The organism is Bacteroides sp. AF25-5LB, assembly GCF_003602965.1.
GTDB lineage: Bacteria > Bacteroidota > Bacteroidia > Bacteroidales > Bacteroidaceae > Bacteroides > Bacteroides uniformis.
In genome coordinates this window covers 56,349-76,811 of sequence record NZ_QTMC01000002.1, presented here as the reverse complement: position 1 = coordinate 76,811, position 20,463 = coordinate 56,349, and the positions used below count along the sequence as shown (strand labels likewise).

The 20,463-nt window shown below is 44.9% G+C and carries 18 protein-coding genes and 2 pseudogenes; 11 read left to right on the top strand and 9 right to left on the bottom strand.

Annotation, left to right across the window (positions count from 1 at the left end; all coding sequences use genetic code 11):
- The first annotated feature begins 108 nt into the window (after positions 1 to 108).
- Complete coding sequence (locus DWY57_RS02505) at positions 109 to 540, top strand: DUF5606 domain-containing protein (RefSeq protein WP_005831788.1); 432 nt, start codon at positions 109 to 111, stop codon at positions 538 to 540.
- A gap of 86 nt (positions 541 to 626) precedes the next feature.
- Here the strand turns inward: DWY57_RS02505 and clpB are convergent, their stop codons facing one another.
- Positions 627 to 3,221: an ATP-dependent chaperone ClpB gene (gene clpB / locus DWY57_RS02500; RefSeq protein ID WP_117601639.1), complete on the bottom strand. Its 2,595-nt coding sequence runs from the start codon at positions 3,219 to 3,221 to the stop codon at positions 627 to 629.
- Between the two features lie 543 nt (positions 3,222 to 3,764).
- Between clpB and DWY57_RS02495 the strand changes: the two genes are divergently transcribed.
- From DWY57_RS02495 to DWY57_RS02485, 3 genes are all read left to right on the top strand, one after another.
- A complete protein-coding gene (locus DWY57_RS02495; RefSeq protein ID WP_119961298.1) occupies positions 3,765 to 4,361 on the top strand; it encodes a DUF6621 family protein in 597 nt (198 codons plus the stop codon).
- A 14-nt stretch (positions 4,362 to 4,375) separates the two neighbouring features.
- On the top strand, positions 4,376 to 5,263 hold the full coding sequence (locus DWY57_RS02490) for a LysR family transcriptional regulator (protein WP_035448955.1): 888 nt from the start codon (positions 4,376 to 4,378) through the stop codon (positions 5,261 to 5,263).
- A gap of 113 nt (positions 5,264 to 5,376) precedes the next feature.
- Positions 5,377 to 6,399, top strand: a complete 1,023-nt coding sequence (locus DWY57_RS02485) for a putative sulfate exporter family transporter (RefSeq protein ID WP_117964227.1) — start codon at positions 5,377 to 5,379, stop codon at positions 6,397 to 6,399.
- Here DWY57_RS02485 and DWY57_RS02480 read toward each other — a convergent pair.
- Positions 6,387 to 6,698 carry a transcription termination/antitermination NusG family protein gene (locus DWY57_RS02480; protein WP_117601637.1) on the bottom strand — a complete coding sequence of 104 codons (312 nt, stop codon included), beginning with the start codon at positions 6,696 to 6,698 and terminating at the stop codon, positions 6,387 to 6,389. The genes DWY57_RS02485 and DWY57_RS02480 overlap by 13 nt on opposite strands.
- 2 nt (positions 6,699 to 6,700) lie before the next feature.
- Positions 6,701 to 7,288, bottom strand: coding sequence for a hypothetical protein (locus tag DWY57_RS02475; RefSeq protein ID WP_119961297.1), 588 nt, complete (start codon positions 7,286 to 7,288; stop codon positions 6,701 to 6,703).
- A gap of 160 nt (positions 7,289 to 7,448) precedes the next feature.
- Here DWY57_RS02475 and DWY57_RS02470 point away from each other — a divergent pair, with 160 nt between their 5' ends.
- The 4 genes from DWY57_RS02470 to DWY57_RS02455 all read left to right on the top strand — a co-directional run bounded on the left by DWY57_RS02470 (position 7,449) and on the right by DWY57_RS02455 (position 9,659).
- The gene (locus DWY57_RS02470; RefSeq protein WP_005831772.1) at positions 7,449 to 7,793 is read left to right on the top strand and encodes a helix-turn-helix domain-containing protein; all 345 of its coding nucleotides are present in this window, start codon (positions 7,449 to 7,451) and stop codon (positions 7,791 to 7,793) included.
- 128 nt (positions 7,794 to 7,921) lie between these two features.
- Complete coding sequence (locus tag DWY57_RS02465) at positions 7,922 to 8,437, top strand: RNA polymerase sigma factor (protein ID WP_117964229.1); 516 nt, start codon at positions 7,922 to 7,924, stop codon at positions 8,435 to 8,437.
- A complete protein-coding gene (locus DWY57_RS02460) occupies positions 8,418 to 8,942 on the top strand; it encodes a hypothetical protein (protein WP_118930882.1) in 525 nt (174 codons plus the stop codon). The genes DWY57_RS02465 and DWY57_RS02460 overlap by 20 nt, the downstream gene beginning before the upstream one ends.
- A 6-nt stretch (positions 8,943 to 8,948) precedes the next feature.
- Positions 8,949 to 9,659 (top strand): DUF4252 domain-containing protein, encoded by a 711-nt coding sequence (locus DWY57_RS02455; RefSeq protein ID WP_117964231.1) that lies wholly within the window; start codon positions 8,949 to 8,951, stop codon positions 9,657 to 9,659.
- A 67-nt stretch (positions 9,660 to 9,726) separates the two neighbouring features.
- On the opposite strand, the gene recA is transcribed toward DWY57_RS02455, so the two are convergent.
- From recA to DWY57_RS02440, 3 genes are all read right to left on the bottom strand, one after another.
- Positions 9,727 to 10,764 carry a recombinase RecA gene (gene recA, locus DWY57_RS02450; protein ID WP_117601636.1) on the bottom strand — a complete coding sequence of 346 codons (1,038 nt, stop codon included), beginning with the start codon at positions 10,762 to 10,764 and terminating at the stop codon, positions 9,727 to 9,729.
- An 18-nt stretch (positions 10,765 to 10,782) separates the two neighbouring features.
- The gene (gene bcp, locus DWY57_RS02445) at positions 10,783 to 11,229 is read right to left on the bottom strand and encodes a thioredoxin-dependent thiol peroxidase (RefSeq protein WP_057258658.1); all 447 of its coding nucleotides are present in this window, start codon (positions 11,227 to 11,229) and stop codon (positions 10,783 to 10,785) included.
- A gap of 135 nt (positions 11,230 to 11,364) precedes the next feature.
- Positions 11,365 to 12,558 carry a saccharopine dehydrogenase family protein gene (locus DWY57_RS02440; RefSeq protein ID WP_016272822.1) on the bottom strand — a complete coding sequence of 398 codons (1,194 nt, stop codon included), beginning with the start codon at positions 12,556 to 12,558 and terminating at the stop codon, positions 11,365 to 11,367.
- 191 nt (positions 12,559 to 12,749) lie between these two features.
- Here DWY57_RS02440 and DWY57_RS02435 point away from each other — a divergent pair, with 191 nt between their 5' ends.
- A complete protein-coding gene (locus DWY57_RS02435; protein ID WP_119961296.1) occupies positions 12,750 to 13,541 on the top strand; it encodes an META domain-containing protein in 792 nt (263 codons plus the stop codon).
- Positions 13,542 to 13,622: 81 nt separating this feature from the next.
- Here the strand turns inward: DWY57_RS02435 and DWY57_RS02430 are convergent, their stop codons facing one another.
- On the bottom strand, positions 13,623 to 14,198 hold the full coding sequence (locus DWY57_RS02430; protein ID WP_117601654.1) for a Crp/Fnr family transcriptional regulator: 576 nt from the start codon (positions 14,196 to 14,198) through the stop codon (positions 13,623 to 13,625).
- A gap of 53 nt (positions 14,199 to 14,251) precedes the next feature.
- Positions 14,252 to 15,652: an MATE family efflux transporter gene (locus DWY57_RS02425; RefSeq protein WP_117601653.1), complete on the bottom strand. Its 1,401-nt coding sequence runs from the start codon at positions 15,650 to 15,652 to the stop codon at positions 14,252 to 14,254.
- A 444-nt stretch (positions 15,653 to 16,096) separates the two neighbouring features.
- On the opposite strand from DWY57_RS02425, the gene dnaK reads away from it, so the two are divergent.
- Positions 16,097 to 18,016, top strand: coding sequence for a molecular chaperone DnaK (dnaK, locus tag DWY57_RS02420; protein WP_022401988.1), 1,920 nt, complete (start codon positions 16,097 to 16,099; stop codon positions 18,014 to 18,016).
- 203 nt (positions 18,017 to 18,219) lie between these two features.
- Positions 18,220 to 18,765, top strand: a pseudogene (locus DWY57_RS02410) (helix-turn-helix domain-containing protein).
- Positions 18,766 to 18,888: 123 nt separating this feature from the next.
- On the opposite strand, the pseudogene DWY57_RS02405 reads toward DWY57_RS02410, so the two are convergent.
- Positions 18,889 to 20,420 (bottom strand): annotated as a pseudogene (locus DWY57_RS02405) (RNA-binding domain-containing protein).
- Between the last annotated feature and the right edge of the window lie 43 nt (positions 20,421 to 20,463).

Below are 20,463 nucleotides of genomic sequence, written 5' to 3'. Positions count from 1 at the left end.
GCATCTTCTTAACAATAAAAATAAGCAAGCTTATTTTGTATTGTCTTCGGCTTACATTATCTTTGCCTCCCGAAAAAATAACTACTAATCATCAAAACAGAATATATTATGTTGAAGACTATTTTGTCCATTTCCGGTAAACCGGGATTGTATAAGCTTGTTTCTCAGGGAAAAAATATGTTGATTGTAGAGTCGCTTGCAGACAAGAAGCGTTTTCCTGCCTATGGTAATGAGAAGATTACTTCTTTGGGCGATATCGCCATGTATACAGATACGGAAGATGTTCCTTTGAAGGAAGTGCTTCTTTCCATGAAGAAAAAGGAAAACGGCGCTGCCGTAGTGATGGACTTAAAGAAGGCTACTGCCGACGATTTGCGTGCTTACCTGGCAGAGGTATTGCCTACCTTCGATCGCGACCGCGTATATCCGTCCGACATCAAGAAATTGATTGTTTGGTATAATTTGCTGGTGGCAAGCGGTATGACGGATTTTGAAGAAACTCCTGCGGCAGAAACGAAGGAGGAAAGCAAGGCCGAGTAATCGGAGAAGGATTGAAATACAAAATAAAAGAGGCGATTCTCAATAGTCGGGAATCGCCTCTTTTATTGGGGGGATACGGATTGCTTTTAATTTCTGAAAACCAGTCCGTCGTCAGTGGTATTGGCATCCACTGTAATAGGCTTGCTGCGGTCTACTTCCTGGGACAGCAACTTCTTCGACAAATCGTTCAGCAAATAGTGCTGTATGGCACGTTTCACCGGACGGGCGCCGAATTCAGGGTCATAACCTGCATTGGCAAGGAAGTCTATGGCGGCATTTGTCAGAACAAGTTCCACACCGTTACCGGAAAGCATCTTCTGCACACTCTTGATTTGGAGCATTACAATCTGTTTGATTTCGGGCTCTGTCAGTGGCAGGAACATGATGGTTTCGTCGATACGGTTCAAGAATTCCGGGCGGATGGTCTTTTTCAGCATATTCATCACTTCCTTCTTGGTTTCCTCTACGATTTGCTCCTTATTGCTACTGTTGAGCTTCTCCATCTGGCTTTGGATATAGCCGCTGCCCATGTTGGAGGTCATGATGATAATCGTATTCTTGAAGTTGACCGTACGTCCTTTATTGTCTGTCAGACGTCCGTCATCCAGCACTTGCAGCAAGATGTTGAATACGTCCGGATGCGCTTTCTCGATTTCGTCGAACAGGACGACAGAATACGGTTTCCGCCTTACGGCTTCTGTCAGTTGTCCGCCTTCATCGTAGCCCACATATCCCGGAGGCGCTCCTACCAGACGGGAAACGCTGTGTTTCTCCTGATACTCGCTCATGTCGATACGGGTCATCATCGTCTCGTCGTCAAAGAGGAACTCCGCCAGTGCCTTTGCCAATTCCGTCTTACCTACACCGGTGGTTCCCAGGAAAAGGAATGAGCCGATAGGACGTTTCGGGTCTTGCAGTCCGGCACGGCTGCGGCGTACGGCATCGGATACGGCCTCGATGGCTTCGTCCTGCCCGATAACCCGCTGGTGCAGTTCCGCTTCCAGATGCAACAGTTTGTCCTTTTCGCTTTGCAGCATCTTGCTTACCGGTATGCCGGTCCAGCGGGATACTACGTCGGCAATGTCTTCAGCGTCCACTTCCTCTTTAATCATGGCCTTGTCGCCCTGCATTTCGTGCAGTTTTTGCTGAGTTTCTTCAATCTCCTGGTTCAGCGCTTGCAGTTTGCCGTAACGGATTTCGGCCACCCGGCCATAGTCGCCTTCCCGTTCCGCCTTGTCGGCCTCGAACTTCAGGTTCTCTATTTCCACCTTATTCTGCTGGATTTTGTTGACAAGGGTCTTTTCACTTTGCCATTTCGCCTTGTACGAGTTTTCCTGCTCCTTCAGCTCGGCAAGTTCTTTGCCGATTTGTTCCAGCTTGGGCTTGTCGTTTTCGCGCTTGATGGCCTCGCGTTCAATCTCCAGCTGCTTTATCTTACGCGAGATTTCGTCCAGTTCTTCCGGAACGGAATCGACTTCCATACGTAGCTTGGCAGCGGCTTCGTCCATCAAGTCGATAGCCTTGTCCGGTAAGAAACGGTCGGTGATGTAGCGGTTGCTCAACTCTACGGCGGCGATGATGGCATCGTCTTTAATCCGTACATGGTGATGGTTCTCATAACGTTCCTTCAGACCACGCAGAATGGAGATGGTGCTCAGCGTGTCCGGTTCGTTCACCATGACAATCTGGAAGCGGCGCTCCAACGCTTTGTCCTTTTCGAAATACTTCTGATATTCATCGAGGGTAGTGGCCCCGATGCTCCTCAGTTCACCGCGTGCCAGGGCGGGTTTCAGGATGTTGGCGGCATCCATGGCGCCTTCGCCCTTGCCTGCACCCACCAGGGTGTGGATTTCATCAATGAAGAGGATGATGTCTCCTTCGGACTTCTTCACTTCGTTGATAACGGCCTTCAGGCGTTCTTCAAATTCGCCTTTGTATTTAGCGCCCGCCACCAGTGCACCCATATCCAGGGAGTAGACTTGTTTGTTCTTCAAGTTCTCGGGGACGTCTCCACGCAAGATACGGTGGGCAAGTCCCTCTACGATAGCTGTTTTACCAGTACCCGGTTCACCGATAAGAATCGGGTTGTTCTTGGTACGCCGGCTCAGAATCTGCAGGACACGCCGTATCTCTTCGTCACGGCCGATGACGGGATCCAGTTTGCCGCTGCGGGCTGCTTCGTTCAGATTGATAGCGTACTTTTCCAATGACTGGTAAGTGTCTTCGCTGGATTGTGAAGTTACTTTTTCTCCTTTTCGCAGTTCGTTGATGGCTTCCCGCAGTTCGCGTTCCGTCATCCCGGCATCTTTCAGAATGGTGGATGCAGTGCTTTTCACATTCAGCAAAGCCAGCAGTACCGGTTCCAGGGAGACGAATTCATCACCCATTTCCTTGGAATATTGGGTGGCCTTCTGGAACACTTCGTTCGTTTCACGGCTCAGGTATGGCTCTCCGCCGGATACCTTGGGCAGAGAATCAATTTGCTTGTCCAGTACAAGTGCTATCTGCTGACCGTTCATGCCCAGTTTCTGGAAGATGAAGTTGGTGACATTTTCACCTACTTTCATCACGCTTTGAAGTACATGCACGGGCTCGATGGCCTGCTGTCCACGGCTTTGTACCAGGTTCACAGCCTCCTGCACTGCTTCTTGCGCTTTAATGGTAAAGTTGTTAAAGTTCATATTTTGTTCTCCTTTCTATTTTATCAGTTTCATAACACTTGGGAAGGCGCAAAAGATTTGCCATTGGCACATTTCGGACAAATTGTCTGCATATAAAATATATAAAATGACAAATTGTCTGTAAATCAGTCGTTTTGTTTCTTTCTACTTCTTTAGATAAGAAGTTGGAGCAAAGTTCCTTTTCGTATTAAACTCTATTGGTTAAAGAGAAGGGCAAATAAGGATGTCATGCATGAGATGTGCATCTCATGTAGTACGAGGTGTACATCTCATGTAGTACGAGATGCACATCTTATGTAGTGAGGGGCTATATGTTTTAGTAGCTAAGTCTTCGTGTTCCAGCTCCAAGGTTTCCGTGTTGTGGGGGAAGGATATTCTCTTTCCGCTTCGGAGATATAGATTAATTGCTTGGGATGATACAAGTTATTGATAAATTTGTCGTACTTTTACTGCTTCAAAGTTTTGTGCTTTCTGTGTGGTAGGTTTTCGGAGCTCCGCTTGCAGAGGAGCATTATGTATAATTATGTATTAAGATAGGAGATAATGGAGGATAAGATAAAGTTTCCGGCAAATGTGATATTGATAGATGTTGCATTTCTGAATGAAGTGGTATATGGTGCAAAGAACTTTTTGGAAGGTAAGTTGGGAAGGAAGCTACCCGATGTTGACCTGCCGGCATGGTTGAGCTATCTGGCATTGGATGCCGGCTTGAGAGAACAAGAAAATGAGGTAGAAGTGTTGTTGGTGCATACTCCTGCAGCGGACGTGCTGAAGTGTTGTGAACCATCCGATGTGAATAGACTGAATCACCAGGCATGCCGTACGCCACTGGGCGAATTTACATTTTCTTCCGTCACCTCTTCTGGTTTAGTCTCTACCGAAGAGTTGTTTCTTGACCTGATGAACCTGGCGCTTGATTCTGCAGATGTGAAGTGTTTGATGTTGTTGCCTTTCCATCAGGTATATGGTAATGGAGTGGAGGAAAAGCTGGCGGGTTTCTTCAAAGACAAGAATGAAGAAGAACGGGGCAAAGCTGTGTATTTCATTACGGAGGAACCTCTGAGCCCGGTGTATTGCCGCCTGGAGCCGGTGTTTTATTCTTTGGCGCATGCTTTCGGCATCAAGTCTGACGAGTTATAGGATATAAGAAGTATATGAGTGATTTCCGTTTAAAAGTGTTTCAGTCTGTTGCCAAGAACTTGAGTTTTACAAAGGCTTCGCAAGAGTTGTTTGTTAGTCAGCCGGCTATAACCAAGCATATCCAGGAGCTGGAGGCCACTTACCAGACGAGGCTTTTCGACCGGCAGGGAAGTAAAATCAGTCTGACCGAGTCGGGCCGGCTGCTTTTGGAGCATTGCGAACGGATATTGGAGGACTATAAACGGCTGGAATATGAAATGCACTTGTTACATAACGAATATATTGGAGAACTCAAGTTGGGAGCCAGCACTACCATTGCGCAGTATGTGCTTCCTCCGTTGCTGGGCAGTTTTATCGGCAAGTTTCCGCAGGTCAACTTGTCCTTGCTCAATGGAAATTCCCGGGAAATAGAAGCCGCTTTGCAGGAACACCGCATTGACTTGGGATTGGTGGAAGGGGTTTTCCGCCTTCCCAATCTGAAGTATACTACTTTTCTTGAGGATGAACTGGTAGCGGTAGTCCATTCCAAAAGCCGTTTACAATTGCCCGAAGAGATTACTCCCCAGGATTTGCCCGCTATTCCTTTAGTGCTTCGTGAACGTGGTTCTGGTACGCTGGACGTGATAGAACGCTCACTCCAGAAGCACGGTGTCAAGCTTTCCTCACTCCATGTACTGATGTATCTGGGTAGTACCGAAAGCATCAAGCTCTTTCTTGAAAACTCCGATTGCATGGGAATCGTGTCTATCCGTTCCATCTGCAAGGAACTGGCGGCAGGCACTTTCCGCGTGGTCGAGATAAAGGATATGCCCATGCTTCGCGACTTCTGCTTTGTCCAGTTGCAAGGGCAGGAAGGAGGGTTGTCACAAGCCTTTATGAACTATATGTTTATGTCCCGATAACAATAAGTTATAGTCTATAAGTAGAAACGATTGGCGGGTGTACTAAAATAGAACTACCTTTGCATCCGGAAAATTAAGGAATAAACATTAGTAATAATAGTAAAATAAACAGTATGGCTTCAAATCGAGTTTTGGCTAAAAGCATTAATATGCCTTTTCTTCAAAGTAATAATAAATTTATTTATGTATCTCTTCTGGTTGTCCTCTCCTTCTTTCTGCTGCTGGATTATGTGCCCGGTATGCATGCCTATTCGGCATGGGTCACTCCGCCGTTGGCGTTGTTCTTGGGGTTGGCCTTTGCGTTGCTGTGTGGGCAGGCACATCCGAAGTTCAATAAGAAGACTTCAAAGTACCTGTTGCAATACTCTGTTGTAGGGTTAGGATTTGGAATGAATCTGCAGGCTTCTCTGGCTTCGGGCAAGGAGGGAATGGAGTTCACGATTATTTCTGTAGTGGGGACATTGCTCATAGGCTGGCTCATAGGACGTAAGTTCCTGAAAGTGGACCGTGACACTTCCTATCTTATCAGTTCCGGTACGGCTATCTGCGGAGGCAGTGCCATTGCGGCTGTGGGGCCGGTGTTGAAGGCAAAGGATAGCGAGATGTCTGTGGCATTGGGCACCATCTTTATATTGAATGCCATTGCATTGTTTGTTTTTCCGATGATAGGCCACGCTTTGAACATGAGCCAGCATGAGTTCGGCACATGGGCGGCCATTGCCATACATGATACGAGTTCGGTAGTGGGGGCAGGTGCCGCCTATGGGGAAGAGGCATTACAGGTGGCAACGACTATAAAGCTGACACGTGCCTTATGGATTATTCCTTTGGCTTTGGTAACTTCGTTCATCTTTAAGAGCAAGGGACAGAAAATCAGTATTCCCTGGTTCATCTTCTTCTTTGTGCTGGCTATGATTTTCAATACTTATGTGCTGGGTACTACCGAAACGGGTGCCATGATTGGGGAGGGAATCAATTCTTTGGCCCGCAAGACGCTGACTATCACTCTGTTCTTTATCGGTGCCTCTCTGTCACGTGATGTACTGAAGGCAGTAGGTATCAAGCCCTTGATACAAGGCACCTTGTTGTGGATAGTGATTAGTGTGAGCACGTTGGCATATATCTACTTGTTCTGATTGCATAGGTCCGGCAGTTCTTGAAGTATAACTTCCGGTGGAAGAAGTCGGTAGGATTTTTGCAACGTATTTCTTTCCTCATTGGATATATAGACGAATACACATTTCGGGATAACCGGGGTGTGTATTTCTTTTAATATTCTTCCCCATTGACGCCGGACCGGAGCAAGTGGAAGCCAAGTTATGATACCTTTTGCTTCCAGCATTGCTTTTGTTCTCGGTTCGGCGTGCTGACCAGTTAATACAATGTTCCAGAAATGTGGTTCTTTCAGCTGTTTTTTTATATCTTGAGAAGTCATAGTTAGTTCACTTTTTTGATGATAAAGTCGAAAGAGGTGAAGAATTGAGGGTGCTTACCGATAGATATGGGAAGGATAATGGTAATGGAGGAATTCCTTCCTTTTCGAATATCTTTCTTGTTGTATATTTGAGAGTTATTTGCCGTATAAGTTGTCACACCAATCTTTTGGCTTGTTTCTGCCTGGCTTTTTATAATTGCAAAGGGAGTTTCCGCTTCTGCAAGTATGGTGTATTTGACTTCTGAGGTTCTTCCGTCCACAATGAATTGCATATTTTCCCAGTTTATTCGGATATCTTCTGAAGAGTTGTTGCGAATTACAATTTCCCATTGGGAGTCGTTTGGAATAAACTTATAAGTAACCCCATCTTTTGTATACTCTAATTTCCCTTTTTGGTTCTCCAGCCATTTAAAGGATACTTGGCATCCTGCATCAACGTATTGTGCAGATAAAGTGGTTGGAAATAGGAGAAACAGCAAAATGGCCAGCTTATTTTTCTTCTTATATTTCCGGTAGTCATTGTATATCCATAGCATAATAAAAATAATGCCGATAGGGATGGCTATGAGAATACATGTCAGTAAATTCATGATAGCAGATATTATTTGTTTGTTTATATGAATATGTTGCAAAAGTATCATAAAATATTTGATAAAACAAACGAATTATGAATAAAAAGAACGATACATACAGACAAATTGGTATTGGTGTTCCTTATAATATGAATGATTAATTTGTACCTTCATATAAATGGAAAAAAGTAATATATACATCGGAGAGATAATCAAGAACGTGATGCTTGAACAGCAGGTTACCAAGGCGGAACTTGCACGAAGACTGAAAGTTAAGCCTCAAAGTGTAGACTATATGCTTACGAGAAAAAGTATTGATACGGATACGTTGTATAATGTCTCACGTGCCTTGAACTACGATTTTGCTTTGTTGTATTCCATTCATAAGGAACAGATAAATTATGATACGTTAGAGCAGGAATACAGACTCTCCACAGCGAAGGTGTTGGTGGAGCTTGAGCTGAAGCCTGAAGACATTGCAAAATTGAATCTTAAAAAGCGGATTGCTGATGTCTTGAAATAAACGCACTCTTGGGCTGGTGCTATTGGTGTTTTCATTTTTTTTCCATTTTTTTTCCTGGTCGTGTAACAAAATCCTTTCCCCCTACGTCTGAAGGGTATAAACAGGAATCTACTATTGATAAATAGCCCATGGACGCTGAAAGTTTTAAAAAAGAGTTTCTGCCATATCATCGCAAGTTGTACTGCATAGCTTATAGACTATTGGAGAATGCTGCCGATGCTGAAGATTTGGTGCAGGAAGCTTATCTGAAGTTGTGGGACAAGCGGGAAGGACTGGCCATTATCAGTAATCCGGAAGCATTCAGCGTTACTCTGGTGAAAAATATGTGCTTTGATTTGCTTCGTTCGGGAAAGTATACTTTGAGCAGACAGAGTGTGGAGTTGGCCGAAGTGCATAATGTGTCTCAAGCAGATAACTTTGAAGTGAGGGATGAAGCGCAGCAGGTAAGGCACATCATTGCCCATCTGCCGGTGCAACAGCAGAAAATAGTAACGTTGCGTGATGTCAAGGGATGTTCTTATGAAGAGATAGAGCAGGTCACGGGATTGAATGCTACCAATGTCCGTGTACTGTTGTCCCGGGCAAGAAAAAAGATACGTGAGGAATTTAATAAATGGAGTAACTATGAAAGTCGAGGAAATTGAAAGGCTGCTCGCCGAATTTTATGAAGGGAATACCAACGAGCAGGAAGAAGAGTTGTTGAAGGAAGCTTTCAGAACCGAAGAAGTGCCCGAGCACTTGCAGAAGGACAAGAAACTCTTTCTCAGCTTTTTTCCCGGGAAAGTGGTGGATAATGTTCCCGCCGGATTGGAGGATAAACTGAGCCGGATGATTGATGAAAAGGCTGAAGAGGAACAACGTTTTTTCCACCGGAACAAGGCCAAACGTAATTGGCGCTGGATAGGAGGTATTGCTGCCACCATTCTGGTTCTTGTAGGTGTAGGTTATGGCATTACGAACATGGGAGAGGATATGCGTCCTCCTACACCTCAGGACACTTTCTCTGATCCGGAAGCTGCTTATAAGGCATTGCAGGCCACTTTAATCGAGGTGTCTGCGAATCTGAACAAGGGAATTGAGCAGATAGAGGAAACGCGGATAGACGTAACGAAGGTGAACCAGGAAGTAAGAAAAGAAATTCAACAATAATCTGATATGAAAACAATGAAAATTATTTTGGCAGGTGTACTGCTGATGTTGCCTTTGCTTTGCCAGGCACAGAAGAACCTATTCAACAAGTATGGAGATATGAAAGGCGTGTCGTCCGTCTACATATCCAAGGCAATGATAGAAACGAATCCCAACTTGTTTACTAAAGATGTTTATATTGGGAAAGTGTCCGGACAGTTGAACTCTGTGCAGGTACTTTCTACAATGGATAATAATGTAAAGAAAGAAATGCGTAAGGATCTTCGTTCTTTGGTGCAGTCTTCCAGATATGAATTGCTGATGAAGCAGAAAGGGACAGTCTCCAGTTCTGAATTCTACATGAGCCGTAAAGGGGAAAAGGTGAAGGAGCTGATTATGATTGTAGATGGTGCAGCTACTCTGAAATTTGTTTATCTGGAAGGTGATATGACTTTGAAGGATATACAGAATATCATGATGTATCAGAATACCAGCTGGAATGGTAACAATGTGAATATACAGCTTCCGGATATAAACTGGGCTGAGATAGAGAAGCTGAAGAACCGCGATTGGCTTGGAGAATTGAAGCATTCGCAAGAACTGGCATTGAAAGGGCTGGAAAATGTAGCTAAACTGAAAGACAACAAGTATCTGAAAGAACAGATGGATGCCGATACTTGGAAACGTTTTGAAAAAAGCATGGAGGCTTTGGAAGAACGTTTGGAAAAAATGGAATAGGAAGCGGTACCCTTTTAGGGAAACTTGCCAATAGAAAAACAAAACATTCTATTGGCAAGTTTTTTTGTTATTTGTCTTTTCTCAATTCTGCAAAGATAAGCCCTTCCAGCTCTTCTGCCAGTTCCGGATTGTCAAGGATGACCTGCTTGGCGGCGTCGCGTCCCTGGGCAATTTTCGTCTCGTTATAGCTGAACCATGAGCCGCTTTTCTTGATGATGCCAAGCTCTGCACCCAAGTCAATGATTTCGCCTGCACGGGAGATGCCTTCACCGAACATGATGTCGAATTCCGCTCTACGGAAAGGAGGAGCTACCTTGTTCTTTACAACTTTCACTTTGGTCTGCTTGCCGATTACTTCATCGCCGTTTTTGATGGCTTGGCTTCCACGGATGTCAAGACGTACGGAGGCATAGAACTTCAGTGCATTACCGCCGGTAGTTGTTTCGGGATTGCCGAACATGACACCGATTTTTTCGCGCAACTGGTTGATGAAGATGCAGGTGGTGCGTGTTTTGCTGACAGCTGCCGTCAGTTTACGCAAGGCTTGTGACATGAGTCGGGCTTGCAGACCCACCTTGTTGTCACCCATATCGCCTTCAATTTCAGCTTTCGGGGTTAAGGCAGCCACAGAGTCCACTACAATGATGTCAATAGCGGAAGAACGGATCAGTTGCTCTGCGATTTCCAGCGCTTGTTCGCCGTTGTCCGGTTGTGATATCAGCAGATTGTCCACATCCACACCCAGTTTTGCCGCATAGAAGCGGTCGAAAGCATGTTCTGCATCAATGAATGCGGCAATGCCTCCTGCCTTTTGCGCTTCAGCAATGGCATGAATGGCGAGGGTTGTCTTACCGGAGGATTCCGGGCCGTAAATCTCGATGATACGTCCGCGGGGATATCCTCCCACGCCAAGAGCTACATTGAGGCCGATGGACCCTGTGGGAATAACTTCTACTTGTTCGACACTTTCGTCACCCATTTTCATGATAGAGCCTTTGCCAAAGCTCTTTTCTATCTTGTCCATGGCAGCCTGCAAGGCTTTCAGCTTTTCACCTGATGCCAGATTGTTGCCATTTTCAAAATTCAGTTCGTCTTTTTTTGCCACGTTGTTAATGTTTAATGATTATAAAATTTGTGCCGCATGGTCTTTGGTCTTCACTTCTTTCGGAGTGATGATACGCTCTACAATACCTTCTTCATTAATGATGAAAGTTGTGCGGAACGTTCCCATATATTTGCGGCCATACATGCTTTTTTCGCCCCATACTCCGAATTGTTCTACCAGCTTCTTGTCGGTGTCTGCAATCAGGGTAAAAGGCAGATTGTTTTTCTCAATAAATTTCTGGTGTGACTTTTCGCTGTCCACACTGACGCCGATGACTTCATAACCGGCTTTGCGCAGGTCGGCATAATTATCCCGCAGGTTGCAGGCTTGTGCCGTGCAGCCGGATGTCATGTCTTTGGGATAGAAGTAGAGTACAATCTTCTTTCCCTTATAGTCGCTCAAGCGGATTTCTTCACCTTTTTCGTTGATGCCCAATACTTCGGGTGCTTTATCTCCTATATTCACTTTGTTAATGTTTAATGATTAGTGATTAATGGATAATGATTAGTGATTAATGTTTAATGATTAATGGGCGGAGCACCTTTTTGTCCGCATGGTATTAATCATTAAACATTAACCATTAATCATTAATCATTAATTTCAAACTTCCAAGTCTCCGTCGATAATCTCATGCCAAGGCAGGCCTTGTTTGTTGAGCTGTTCCATGAACGGGTCCGGATTGAATTCCTCGACATTCCATACCCCTGGCTTTTTCCACAATCCTTTGAGGAACATCATGGCACCAATCATGGCAGGTACACCGGTGGTATAGCTTACGCCCTGCATGCCGGTTTCCTTATAGGCTTCTTGGTGGCTACAGTTGTTATATACATAGTAAGTACGCTCTTTGCCATCCTTTAGTCCGCGGATGCGGCAGCCGATGGATGTTTCGCCTTCGTAGTTTTCGCCCAGGTCTTGCGGGTTGGGGAGGACGGCTTTCAGGAATTGCAGCGGAACAATCTTCATGCCGTTATATTCCACTTCGTCTATGCGGGCCATACCGATATTTTGGATGACACGCAGGTGTGTGAGGTATTCCTGGCCAAACGTCATCCAGAAGCGTGCACGCTTGATAGTGGGGAAATTCTTTACCAGAGACTCCAGTTCCTCGTGATAAAGTAGGTAGGAATCGCGTGGGCCGATGTTCGGATAAGTCAGGTCTTTGTGGATTTCCAGCGGCTTGGTTGTTACCCATTCTCCGTTTTCATAATAGCGGCCGTTCTGTGTAATCTCACGGATGTTGATTTCCGGATTGAAGTTGGTGGCGAATGCTTTATGATGATTTCCGGCATTACAGTCTACAATGTCCAGATATTGTATTTCGTCAAAATGATGTTTGGCGGCGTATGCCGTATATATTCCACTTACTCCCGGGTCGAAACCGCAACCGAGGATGGCGGTCAGTCCGGCATCTTCGAAGCGTTTCTTATAAGCCCATTGCCAACTGTATTCAAAGTGGGCAACATCTTTCGGCTCATAATTGGCAGTATCCAGATAGTTGACTCCACTTTGCAGACAAGCCTCCATGATGGTGAGGTCTTGGTAGGGGAGGGCTACGTTGATGACGATTTCGGGTTTGAAACTATTGAAGAGTGCTACCAGTTCGTCCACGTTGTCGGCATCTACCTGGGCGGTTTTGATGTTCGGGTTACCGATTGCCTTGACAACAGCGTCACATTTAGACTTGGTGCGGCTGGCTATCATGATTTCTGTAAACACATCAGGATTTTGAGCCACTTTGTGCGCAACAACGGTACCTACACCGCCTGCACCGATAATAAGAACTTTACCCATTTCTTTCTACTATATTATTATATTAAGTTTATAAAAAATATGGAGAGCAAATATAAGGGTTAATTCTTAGATAAACATTAAAATCCTGCTAAATACTTTGGGAAAAATGCTTCAAATATTAAATAAATTACTTGCATTTGGGTTATTTTCTATATATTTGCCCCTCGAATAAATTAACTTAAACAACGAAAATGAAAAAAGTATTTGTTTCCCTATGCATGGCAAGCGTATTGATGGGCTTGTCTTCTTGTGCATCAACTAAAAATGCCGTAACTCTTTCTTCTATCAACGGTGAGTGGAATATTATTGAAGTGAATGGCACCGCCGTAGTCCCTGCTCCTGGCCAGGAATTTCCCTATATCGGTTTCGACACAAAGGCTGGAAAAGTATTTGGCAACAGTGGTTGCAACCGTATGATGGGTTCGTTTGACGTGAATGCCAAGCCCGGCACGATTGACCTTGGCGCTTTAGCAAGTACCCGTATGGCTTGTCCGGATATGACTGTAGAAAATAATGTGTTGTCGGCTTTGAACAAAGTGAAAAAGTATAAGAAGCTGGGAAAGGAAAATATAGCTTTATGCGGTGCTTCCAATCGTCCCATAGTCGTGTTGCAGAAGAAAGAATCCGTTTCCAAGTTGTCTGATTTGGAAGGAAAGTGGATAATTAGTGAGGCTGCGGGCGAGGCCATTCCCGATGGAATGGAGAAGCAACCATTCATTGAATTTAATATTGCAGAAAAGAGCTTGCACGGTAATGCGGGTTGCAATTTGATTAACGGCGCTTTCCAGGTTGATGATGAAAATCCTTCGGCAATCTCTTTCCCGCAAGTTATCAGTACCATGATGGCATGCCCTGATATGGAGGTGGAAGGCCGTGTGCTGAAAGCCTTGAATTCCGTTCAGTCTTTTGGTAAGCTGGCAGGTGGAGGCATCGGGCTGTACGATGCTGACAATAACCTGGTGATGGTGTTGGTGAAGAACTGACAAGATAGGTTGAAATAATAAAGGCTCTTACAGCAATAATCTGCTAGGAGCCTTTTTTGTATCTTGATATAAAATAGTCTTTTACTTTTTCTTTAATCCTGCGCGTATCCGGCTCAAGGATTGCGGAGTGATGTAGAGGTAAGAAGCCAGATACTTGAGCGGTACATCCTGTAGCAGTTCCGGATTCTCTTCCATCAGCGTCATGTACCTTTCTTTTGCAGTGGGAGGGGTACCGTAGGCTACTGTAGAACTGTCTACCGACAGAATTTCCCGTTCAAAGATTCTTCTGCCGAAGTTGGCCATATCTATGGAATACGAAAAAAGGGCTTCCAGCTCAGGCTTACTGATACAATAGGCGATGCTCTCGTTCACTGATTCGATGTTGATGGGGGAAACTTCGCCGTCCACATATCCCCACGATGAGAAAGCTGTGTCGCCCGGTGCGGCGAACCAAAGGGAGTTTTCCGTACCCTCTGTCAGGTAGTAGGCGCGCCAGATACCTTTCTTCAAAAGATAGAAATTGCTGTTCCTTTCCCCTTCGCTGATAATGAGTTCTCCCTTGCTGAAACGAACTTCTGCCATGTGTGACAGAAGTTCGTGCAAAGTGTTTTCCGGTAGTTTATACTTCTTGCAGAATTTCTTTGTCATAGTTTCCATGCCGCAAAGATAGTGCAAACTGAAGACATAACTTTTACGCTTGCATGAAAAAGTCATGTCGGGGTACAGCCTGTCTTGTCTAAAGATACGGATTTTTCTTTATGCTTCCTTTTCCCGGATATGTAAATCACGAGGATAAAGAGGGTTGTCAGCATTTCTGCAAGAGGGGTGGCAAGCCAGATTCCCCGGTCTCCCAATAGCAGGGGCAATCCGAAAAAGCAGGCTGTCAGCAGAATAAAACCACGCAGCAGGGTGATAACTGTGGCGTATTTGGCACGCTCCACACTCTGGAAATAGCCGATGGATACGATGTTAACAGCAAAGAACACGAAGCCGGTGGCATACAAAGGCAACCCTTTTACCGCTATGTCATAAGCCGGATAACTGCGGTCTATGAACATGCCTACAATTTCAGGACTGCAGAATATTGTGACCAGGGCAAAACATACACCGCAGCCTATGGCTGTTTTCAATGCCAGCAAGTAGGCGCGGCGGACACGTTGGCTTTCGTTCAGGCCGTAGTTATAACTGATAATCGGCTGTGCCGACTGCGCAATGGCATTATATACCATAAATATAATAGGAAAGAAATAGCAGGCGATGCTGAATGCTGCCACTCCGTCTTCCTTCAGATAATGGATGAACACCTGGTTGCCGACAAACATCATGCAGGCAATCGCCACCTCGCACAAGAAGGCGGAAGAACCCAAGCGGCACATATAGCCAATGTTGCGGCGCATCAGTTGCATGCTTTTCCGGCTCATCTTAATGGGGTGGAAGCGCAGTGTGCACCGGCGGCGCAGTAGATAGAATACTACCATCAATGCGCCTACCGTAGTGCCTATAGCACTTGCCAATGCGGCACCGAACATCCCCCAGTCAAAGGGGAAGATGAACAGATAATCCAATAGGATGTTCAGAACTGCAGCCACCACATTGCACATCATGGCAAAGTTGGGCGAACCGTCCAGCCTCAGAAAAAACATACCCGAATTGAGTAATGCTGTGAACAGAGAGAAAGGCACAAACCAAAGCATGTATTCCACAGCCAATGGCGTGAGCCGTTCGGACCCTCCGAGCAGCTTTACCACCTGCGGGGCAAATGAACAGAATAGGGTGGAGGTACACATCAGCAGCAAGGAAGATATGACTACAGACTGTGTGATGTTGATACGTGCCACCTTGACTTTCCCGTGTGACAGATGAATGGAGGCCACCACAGAGGCACCGACTCCGAACATAAGTCCCACACCCGTAGAGAACAACCATAGCGGTGCCACAATGTTGACCGCCGCCAAAGCATCACTGCCAATTCCTTTTCCGACAAAGATGCCGTCGGTGATAACGAATAGTGCGGAGAAAATCATCCCCAGTACAGTAGGGAGCAATAGTTTGCGGAACAATGTCTTGATGTCCGTGTTCTTGAAGTCGATACTGTCTCTCATCTTTTCCATACTCATCTTATTTATTTCTTTATATGTGAAAACCAATCATTTCCGTTGCTGCGATTAAGCCCAATGTTAACTAATCCTTAATCGTTCCACCATGGTGGAACGATATTTCCCTCGTGGTGGAATGATATTTTCTCCACGGTGGAACAATATTTCCTCCATGGAGGAACGGTTAAAGGTATGCAAGGAAAATGATTAATGTTGTTCATGTTTTATTATCTCTGATTCGGGCGACAAAAGTAGAGCTTTTGAATGGAATGGAAATTAACAAATGGTAATTTCCGACAGAAAAAATGATTTTAATTCTGCCAAACTGACAGATAAACTGCCACAAGTATAAATCTGCGGCTGCTCTGAACAATTTGGCACAACGTTTGTCTTTTTATTGGCGTCTGCCACTGAGGTGGACGTCGAAACAGAATAATAACAAATAAAAAAATAACGATCATGGGAAAAATTATTGGTATTGACTTAGGAACAACAAACTCTTGCGTTGCAGTATTCGAAGGTAACGAACCTGTAGTAATTGCAAACAGTGAAGGTAAGCGCACCACTCCTTCAGTAGTAGCATTTGTTGATGGTGGCGAACGTAAAATCGGTGATCCTGCCAAGCGTCAGGCTATCACGAACCCCACCCGTACGGTTTTCTCCATCAAACGTTTCATGGGCGAAAACTGGGACCAGGTGCAGAAAGAAATCGGCCGCATGCCTTATAAAGTAGTAAAGGGTGACAACAATACTCCGCGTGTAGACATCGACGGACGTCTCTATACTCCGCAGGAAATCTCTGCAATGATTCTGCAGAAGATGAAAAAGACTGCCGAGGATTATCTGGGACAAGAAGTGACAGAAGCCGTAATTACCGTCCCCGCATACTTCTCCGACTCCCAACGCCAGGCTACAAAGGAAGCTGGACAGATTGCAGGTCTTGAAGTGAAGCGTATTGTGAACGAGCCGACTGCCGCAGCTCTTGCTTACGGTATTGACAAGTCTCACAAGGACATGAAGGTTGCCGTATTCGACCTTGGTGGTGGTACATTCGATATCTCTATCCTCGAATTCGGTGGCGGTGTGTTCGAAGTATTGTCAACCAACGGTGACACTCACCTGGGTGGTGACGATTTCGACCAGGTAATCATCGACTGGCTGGTTCAGGAGTTCAAGAACGACGAAGGTGCCGACCTGACTCAAGACCCGATGGCTATGCAACGTCTGAAGGAAGCTGCCGAGAAGGCTAAGATTGAGCTGTCCTCTTCTACCAGCACTGAAATCAACTTGCCGTACATCATGCCCGTAGGCGGTGTGCCCAAGCACTTGGTGAAGACGTTGACCCGTGCCAAGTTCGAGGCTCTGGCTCACAATTTGATTCAAGCTTGTTTGGAACCGTGTAAGAAGGCTATGAGCGATGCAGGTCTGAATAATGCGGACATTGATGAAGTAATCCTTGTTGGTGGTTCTTCACGTATCCCGGCTGTACAGAAGTTGGTAGAAGACTTCTTCGGTAAAGTTCCTTCCAAGGGTGTGAATCCGGATGAAGTAGTAGCCGTAGGTGCTGCTGTGCAGGGTGCCGTTTTGACAGATGAAATTAAGGGCGTTGTGTTGCTGGATGTTACCCCGCTGTCTATGGGTATCGAGACTATGGGTGGTGTGATGACTAAGCTGATTGAGGCCAACACTACCATTCCGTGCAAGAAGAGCGAGACATTCTCCACTGCTGCCGACAACCAGACGGAAGTTACCATCCATGTATTGCAGGGTGAGCGTCCGATGGCTGCACAGAACAAGTCAATCGGTCAGTTCAACCTGACAGGTATTGCTCCGGCACGTCGCGGTATTCCTCAGATTGAGGTGACATTTGATATTGATGCCAATGGTATTTTGAAGGTGTCTGCCAAAGATAAGGCTACCGGCAAGGAACAAGCCATCCGTATCGAAGCTTCCAGCGGCTTGAGCAAGGAAGAAATCGAAAAGATGAAAGCCGAGGCTGAAGCCAATGCCGAAGCAGATAAAAAGGAACGTGAGAAAGTAGACAAATTGAATCAGGCTGACTCTATGATTTTCCAAACCGAAAATCAGTTGAAGGAACTTGGTGACAAGCTCCCTGCCGACAAGAAGGCTCCGATTGAAGCTGCTTTGCAGAAGTTGAAAGATGCTCATAAGGCTCAAGATTTGGCTACCGTAGACTCTGCCATGGCCGAACTGAATACGGCATTCCAGGCTGCAAGTGCTGAAATGTATGCCCAGAGCGGTGCTCAGGGTGGTGCACAAGCTGGTCCTGATATGAATGCAGGGCAACAAGGCGGTGCTCAGGATAATACAAAGCATGGCGATAATGTGCAGGATGCTGACTTTGAGGAAGTCAAATGATTCCGATAAGGAAACAGATAATAAACAATAAGCAAAAGCGTGCAACTCATTGAGCTGCACGCTTTTTGCGTTTATGGGGTTCATGGTTGCTATGTGTTTTCTATGGGCTTTTTTATCTCTTATTTGCGACATGTTTGCGACACGTCTTATTTGGCGATAAGGTACAACTTAAATTGATATAAACCATTTAAAACGAGAAGAATATGCCAAGAGGAAATTACACCATTCAAAGAAGTTGCGAGGAGTGTGGTAAAATATTTACTCCTCCCACATTAGTGTCGAAGTATTGTTGTCCGGCTTGTTCCAAGAGGGCGTATAAGAAAAGGCAAATCGCAAAAGAGAAAGAGGCGATACGTCAAGTACTGATTAGATGAATGCCATCCAGTAAGGGGTATCTAACCGTAAAGGAAGCTATGCTGATTTACGGAATTAGTAAAGACGTTCTTTATCGTATGATACGGCAAGGCTTGATACCGTCATACAATTTGGGTCAGCGTCTGATACGCCTTAGTCGGTAGTATATGGATGAACACTTCAAAACAAAGGCAGGGAGTAGAAAGAGAAAAAAGGAGGCATTGTCCTTTGAACCCAAAGATTGTTACACCATCGGAGAGATCGCAAAGAAATTCCATATCAATGACTGCAGTGTATTTAAGCACATACGCCGTCATTCTATTCCTACACGCCAAATCGGTAACTATGTTTATGTTCCCAAATCTGAAATTGATAAATTATATAAGTCGTTATGAAGCACTCTGTATCGCGTTTTATGATTTACATGTGGTAGGGAGGCAAACAAAAAGGCGATAATTAAAACGGCAATTATTGCACTGAGTGGTATGAAAGATGTTCCCATCGGTTTATTATTCAGTTTATGGTTTAACAATAATGCGCCAATAGCCATCATGGTCTGCTCCTTCACGAGACAAAATACCCATAGAACGTAACTTGGAAATATGTTTTTCTACGGCTCGGGAGCTTATTCCTATTTTATAGGCCATTGTTTCTGTAGACATTGACGGGTCGGAAATGACGAAATCAATAATCTTTTGTGCGGTTTTCCCAATACTTTTAGATTTGTTTTTCGAATCTCCGAACTTTTTCTCCGAACCTTTTTGGATTATCTCCGAACCTTTCTCCGAACTTTCTTGCGTATCACCGAACTTTTCCACCGAACTTCCTTCGTTTTCAAGGTACTTTTCAAGGGTACTGTTTACCCTGTTGGCTACTTCTTCCATAGGTATTCTTCCGTTTTTGCCCCAGTTCAAATTATAGAATGTGGTGTAGAAAGAAATCGCTTCCGTTTGATATTGCGGTTCTTTGCCTTGCAGGAAATTAGGCAGCTTCTCCGTAAGTTCCCGCATTTTGCGTAAACCGGAGCCACGTTTCTCCATGTAGTCCAATTGTGTAAATACATCCGCAATGACGGGGTTGCGGCGCATGGACGGCACTTTGTATATATCTCGGTCTTGAATCTGTGTACCGTCAAGTATTGCACCTGGTAACACTAGTTCTACTCGGTCATCGTAAATGTCGATATGCACTTCACCGCCCATTACAGTGTAATCCCAATGGATAAGGTGGTTTACCAATCCTTCAAAGATGGCCCGGTCGGAATAGTCGGGAAGGTTCAAGCGATAGTTTGGCATCTTTACCCATCCGCTCATGGTATAGTTCTTAATGAAGTCCATACCATATTTTAAGAGCAATACAAGGTTAGCCCGATGTTCCACGGAACTGATGGCATCATCCTTATAGAGTCCAGTCCAACGAGTACAGAAAATACGTGATTGAAATACAGTGCAATTATCCACAAACAACAATCCGGCATTAGTCAGTTTACCGTCAGGAGTTACTAGTCCAAATGATTCCAGATACTTGTCATTCCATTCTTGATGGGTTTGCTCACGGAAAGTATTGGAAGGATGATGAAAGAATGTTTGCTGGCATTCACTTGGGTAGGCAGTGAATCCCATGTCATGTGCGTACCTTTCAATACCAATGAAAGAAGTTGTTGAGAATTACATTCCACGCTTTCATTGCCAACTCGTGTATAAGCTGTACGTGTTCCGTCTTGATAATAATAATAAGGTGTAAGTGTTCCTGCCTTTACTTTCACTTCAATCAAAGTATGTCCTTCGTGTTCAATCGGAATAAGTTGTACCTCTGGTACTGGGTCAAGTCGTGCCTTTATCATTTCACTGATAAAATCAGCATCGGCTTGTGGATTCTCCAACCCTACAATTACGCCGTCATCATTCACTCCATAGAACAAACTGCCACCGTCCGTATTGGCAAAAGCCGACACGGATTTAAGCCATGACTTCACTTTCTTATGTTCCAACATTTCCTTGAAATCGTAAGCTGAGCATTCCGTTATCAATGTATTGTTATGTATTTGCATTATTCGTATCACAAAGGTAATGATAATATGATAATTTCAAGTG

Excerpts from the sequence above, each read along its gene's own strand:
- DWY57_RS02505 (WP_005831788.1), top strand. The coding sequence starts at position 109 with ATGTTGAAGACTATTTTGTCCATTTCCGGTAAACCGGGATTGTATAAG.
- clpB (WP_117601639.1), bottom strand. The coding sequence starts at position 3,221 with ATGAACTTTAACAACTTTACCATTAAAGCGCAAGAAGCAGTGCAGGAG.
- DWY57_RS02495 (WP_119961298.1), top strand. The coding sequence starts at position 3,765 with ATGGAGGATAAGATAAAGTTTCCGGCAAATGTGATATTGATAGATGTT.
- DWY57_RS02490 (WP_035448955.1), top strand. The coding sequence starts at position 4,376 with ATGAGTGATTTCCGTTTAAAAGTGTTTCAGTCTGTTGCCAAGAACTTG.
- DWY57_RS02485 (WP_117964227.1), top strand. The coding sequence starts at position 5,377 with ATGGCTTCAAATCGAGTTTTGGCTAAAAGCATTAATATGCCTTTTCTT.
- DWY57_RS02480 (WP_117601637.1), bottom strand. The coding sequence starts at position 6,698 with ATGACTTCTCAAGATATAAAAAAACAGCTGAAAGAACCACATTTCTGG.
- DWY57_RS02475 (WP_119961297.1), bottom strand. The coding sequence starts at position 7,288 with ATGAATTTACTGACATGTATTCTCATAGCCATCCCTATCGGCATTATT.
- DWY57_RS02470 (WP_005831772.1), top strand. The coding sequence starts at position 7,449 with ATGGAAAAAAGTAATATATACATCGGAGAGATAATCAAGAACGTGATG.
- DWY57_RS02465 (WP_117964229.1), top strand. The coding sequence starts at position 7,922 with ATGGACGCTGAAAGTTTTAAAAAAGAGTTTCTGCCATATCATCGCAAG.
- DWY57_RS02460 (WP_118930882.1), top strand. The coding sequence starts at position 8,418 with ATGAAAGTCGAGGAAATTGAAAGGCTGCTCGCCGAATTTTATGAAGGG.
- DWY57_RS02455 (WP_117964231.1), top strand. The coding sequence starts at position 8,949 with ATGAAAACAATGAAAATTATTTTGGCAGGTGTACTGCTGATGTTGCCT.
- DWY57_RS02440 (WP_016272822.1), bottom strand. The coding sequence starts at position 12,558 with ATGGGTAAAGTTCTTATTATCGGTGCAGGCGGTGTAGGTACCGTTGTT.
- DWY57_RS02435 (WP_119961296.1), top strand. The coding sequence starts at position 12,750 with ATGAAAAAAGTATTTGTTTCCCTATGCATGGCAAGCGTATTGATGGGC.
- DWY57_RS02430 (WP_117601654.1), bottom strand. The coding sequence starts at position 14,198 with ATGGAAACTATGACAAAGAAATTCTGCAAGAAGTATAAACTACCGGAA.
- DWY57_RS02425 (WP_117601653.1), bottom strand. The coding sequence starts at position 15,652 with ATGGAAAAGATGAGAGACAGTATCGACTTCAAGAACACGGACATCAAG.
- dnaK (WP_022401988.1), top strand. The coding sequence starts at position 16,097 with ATGGGAAAAATTATTGGTATTGACTTAGGAACAACAAACTCTTGCGTT.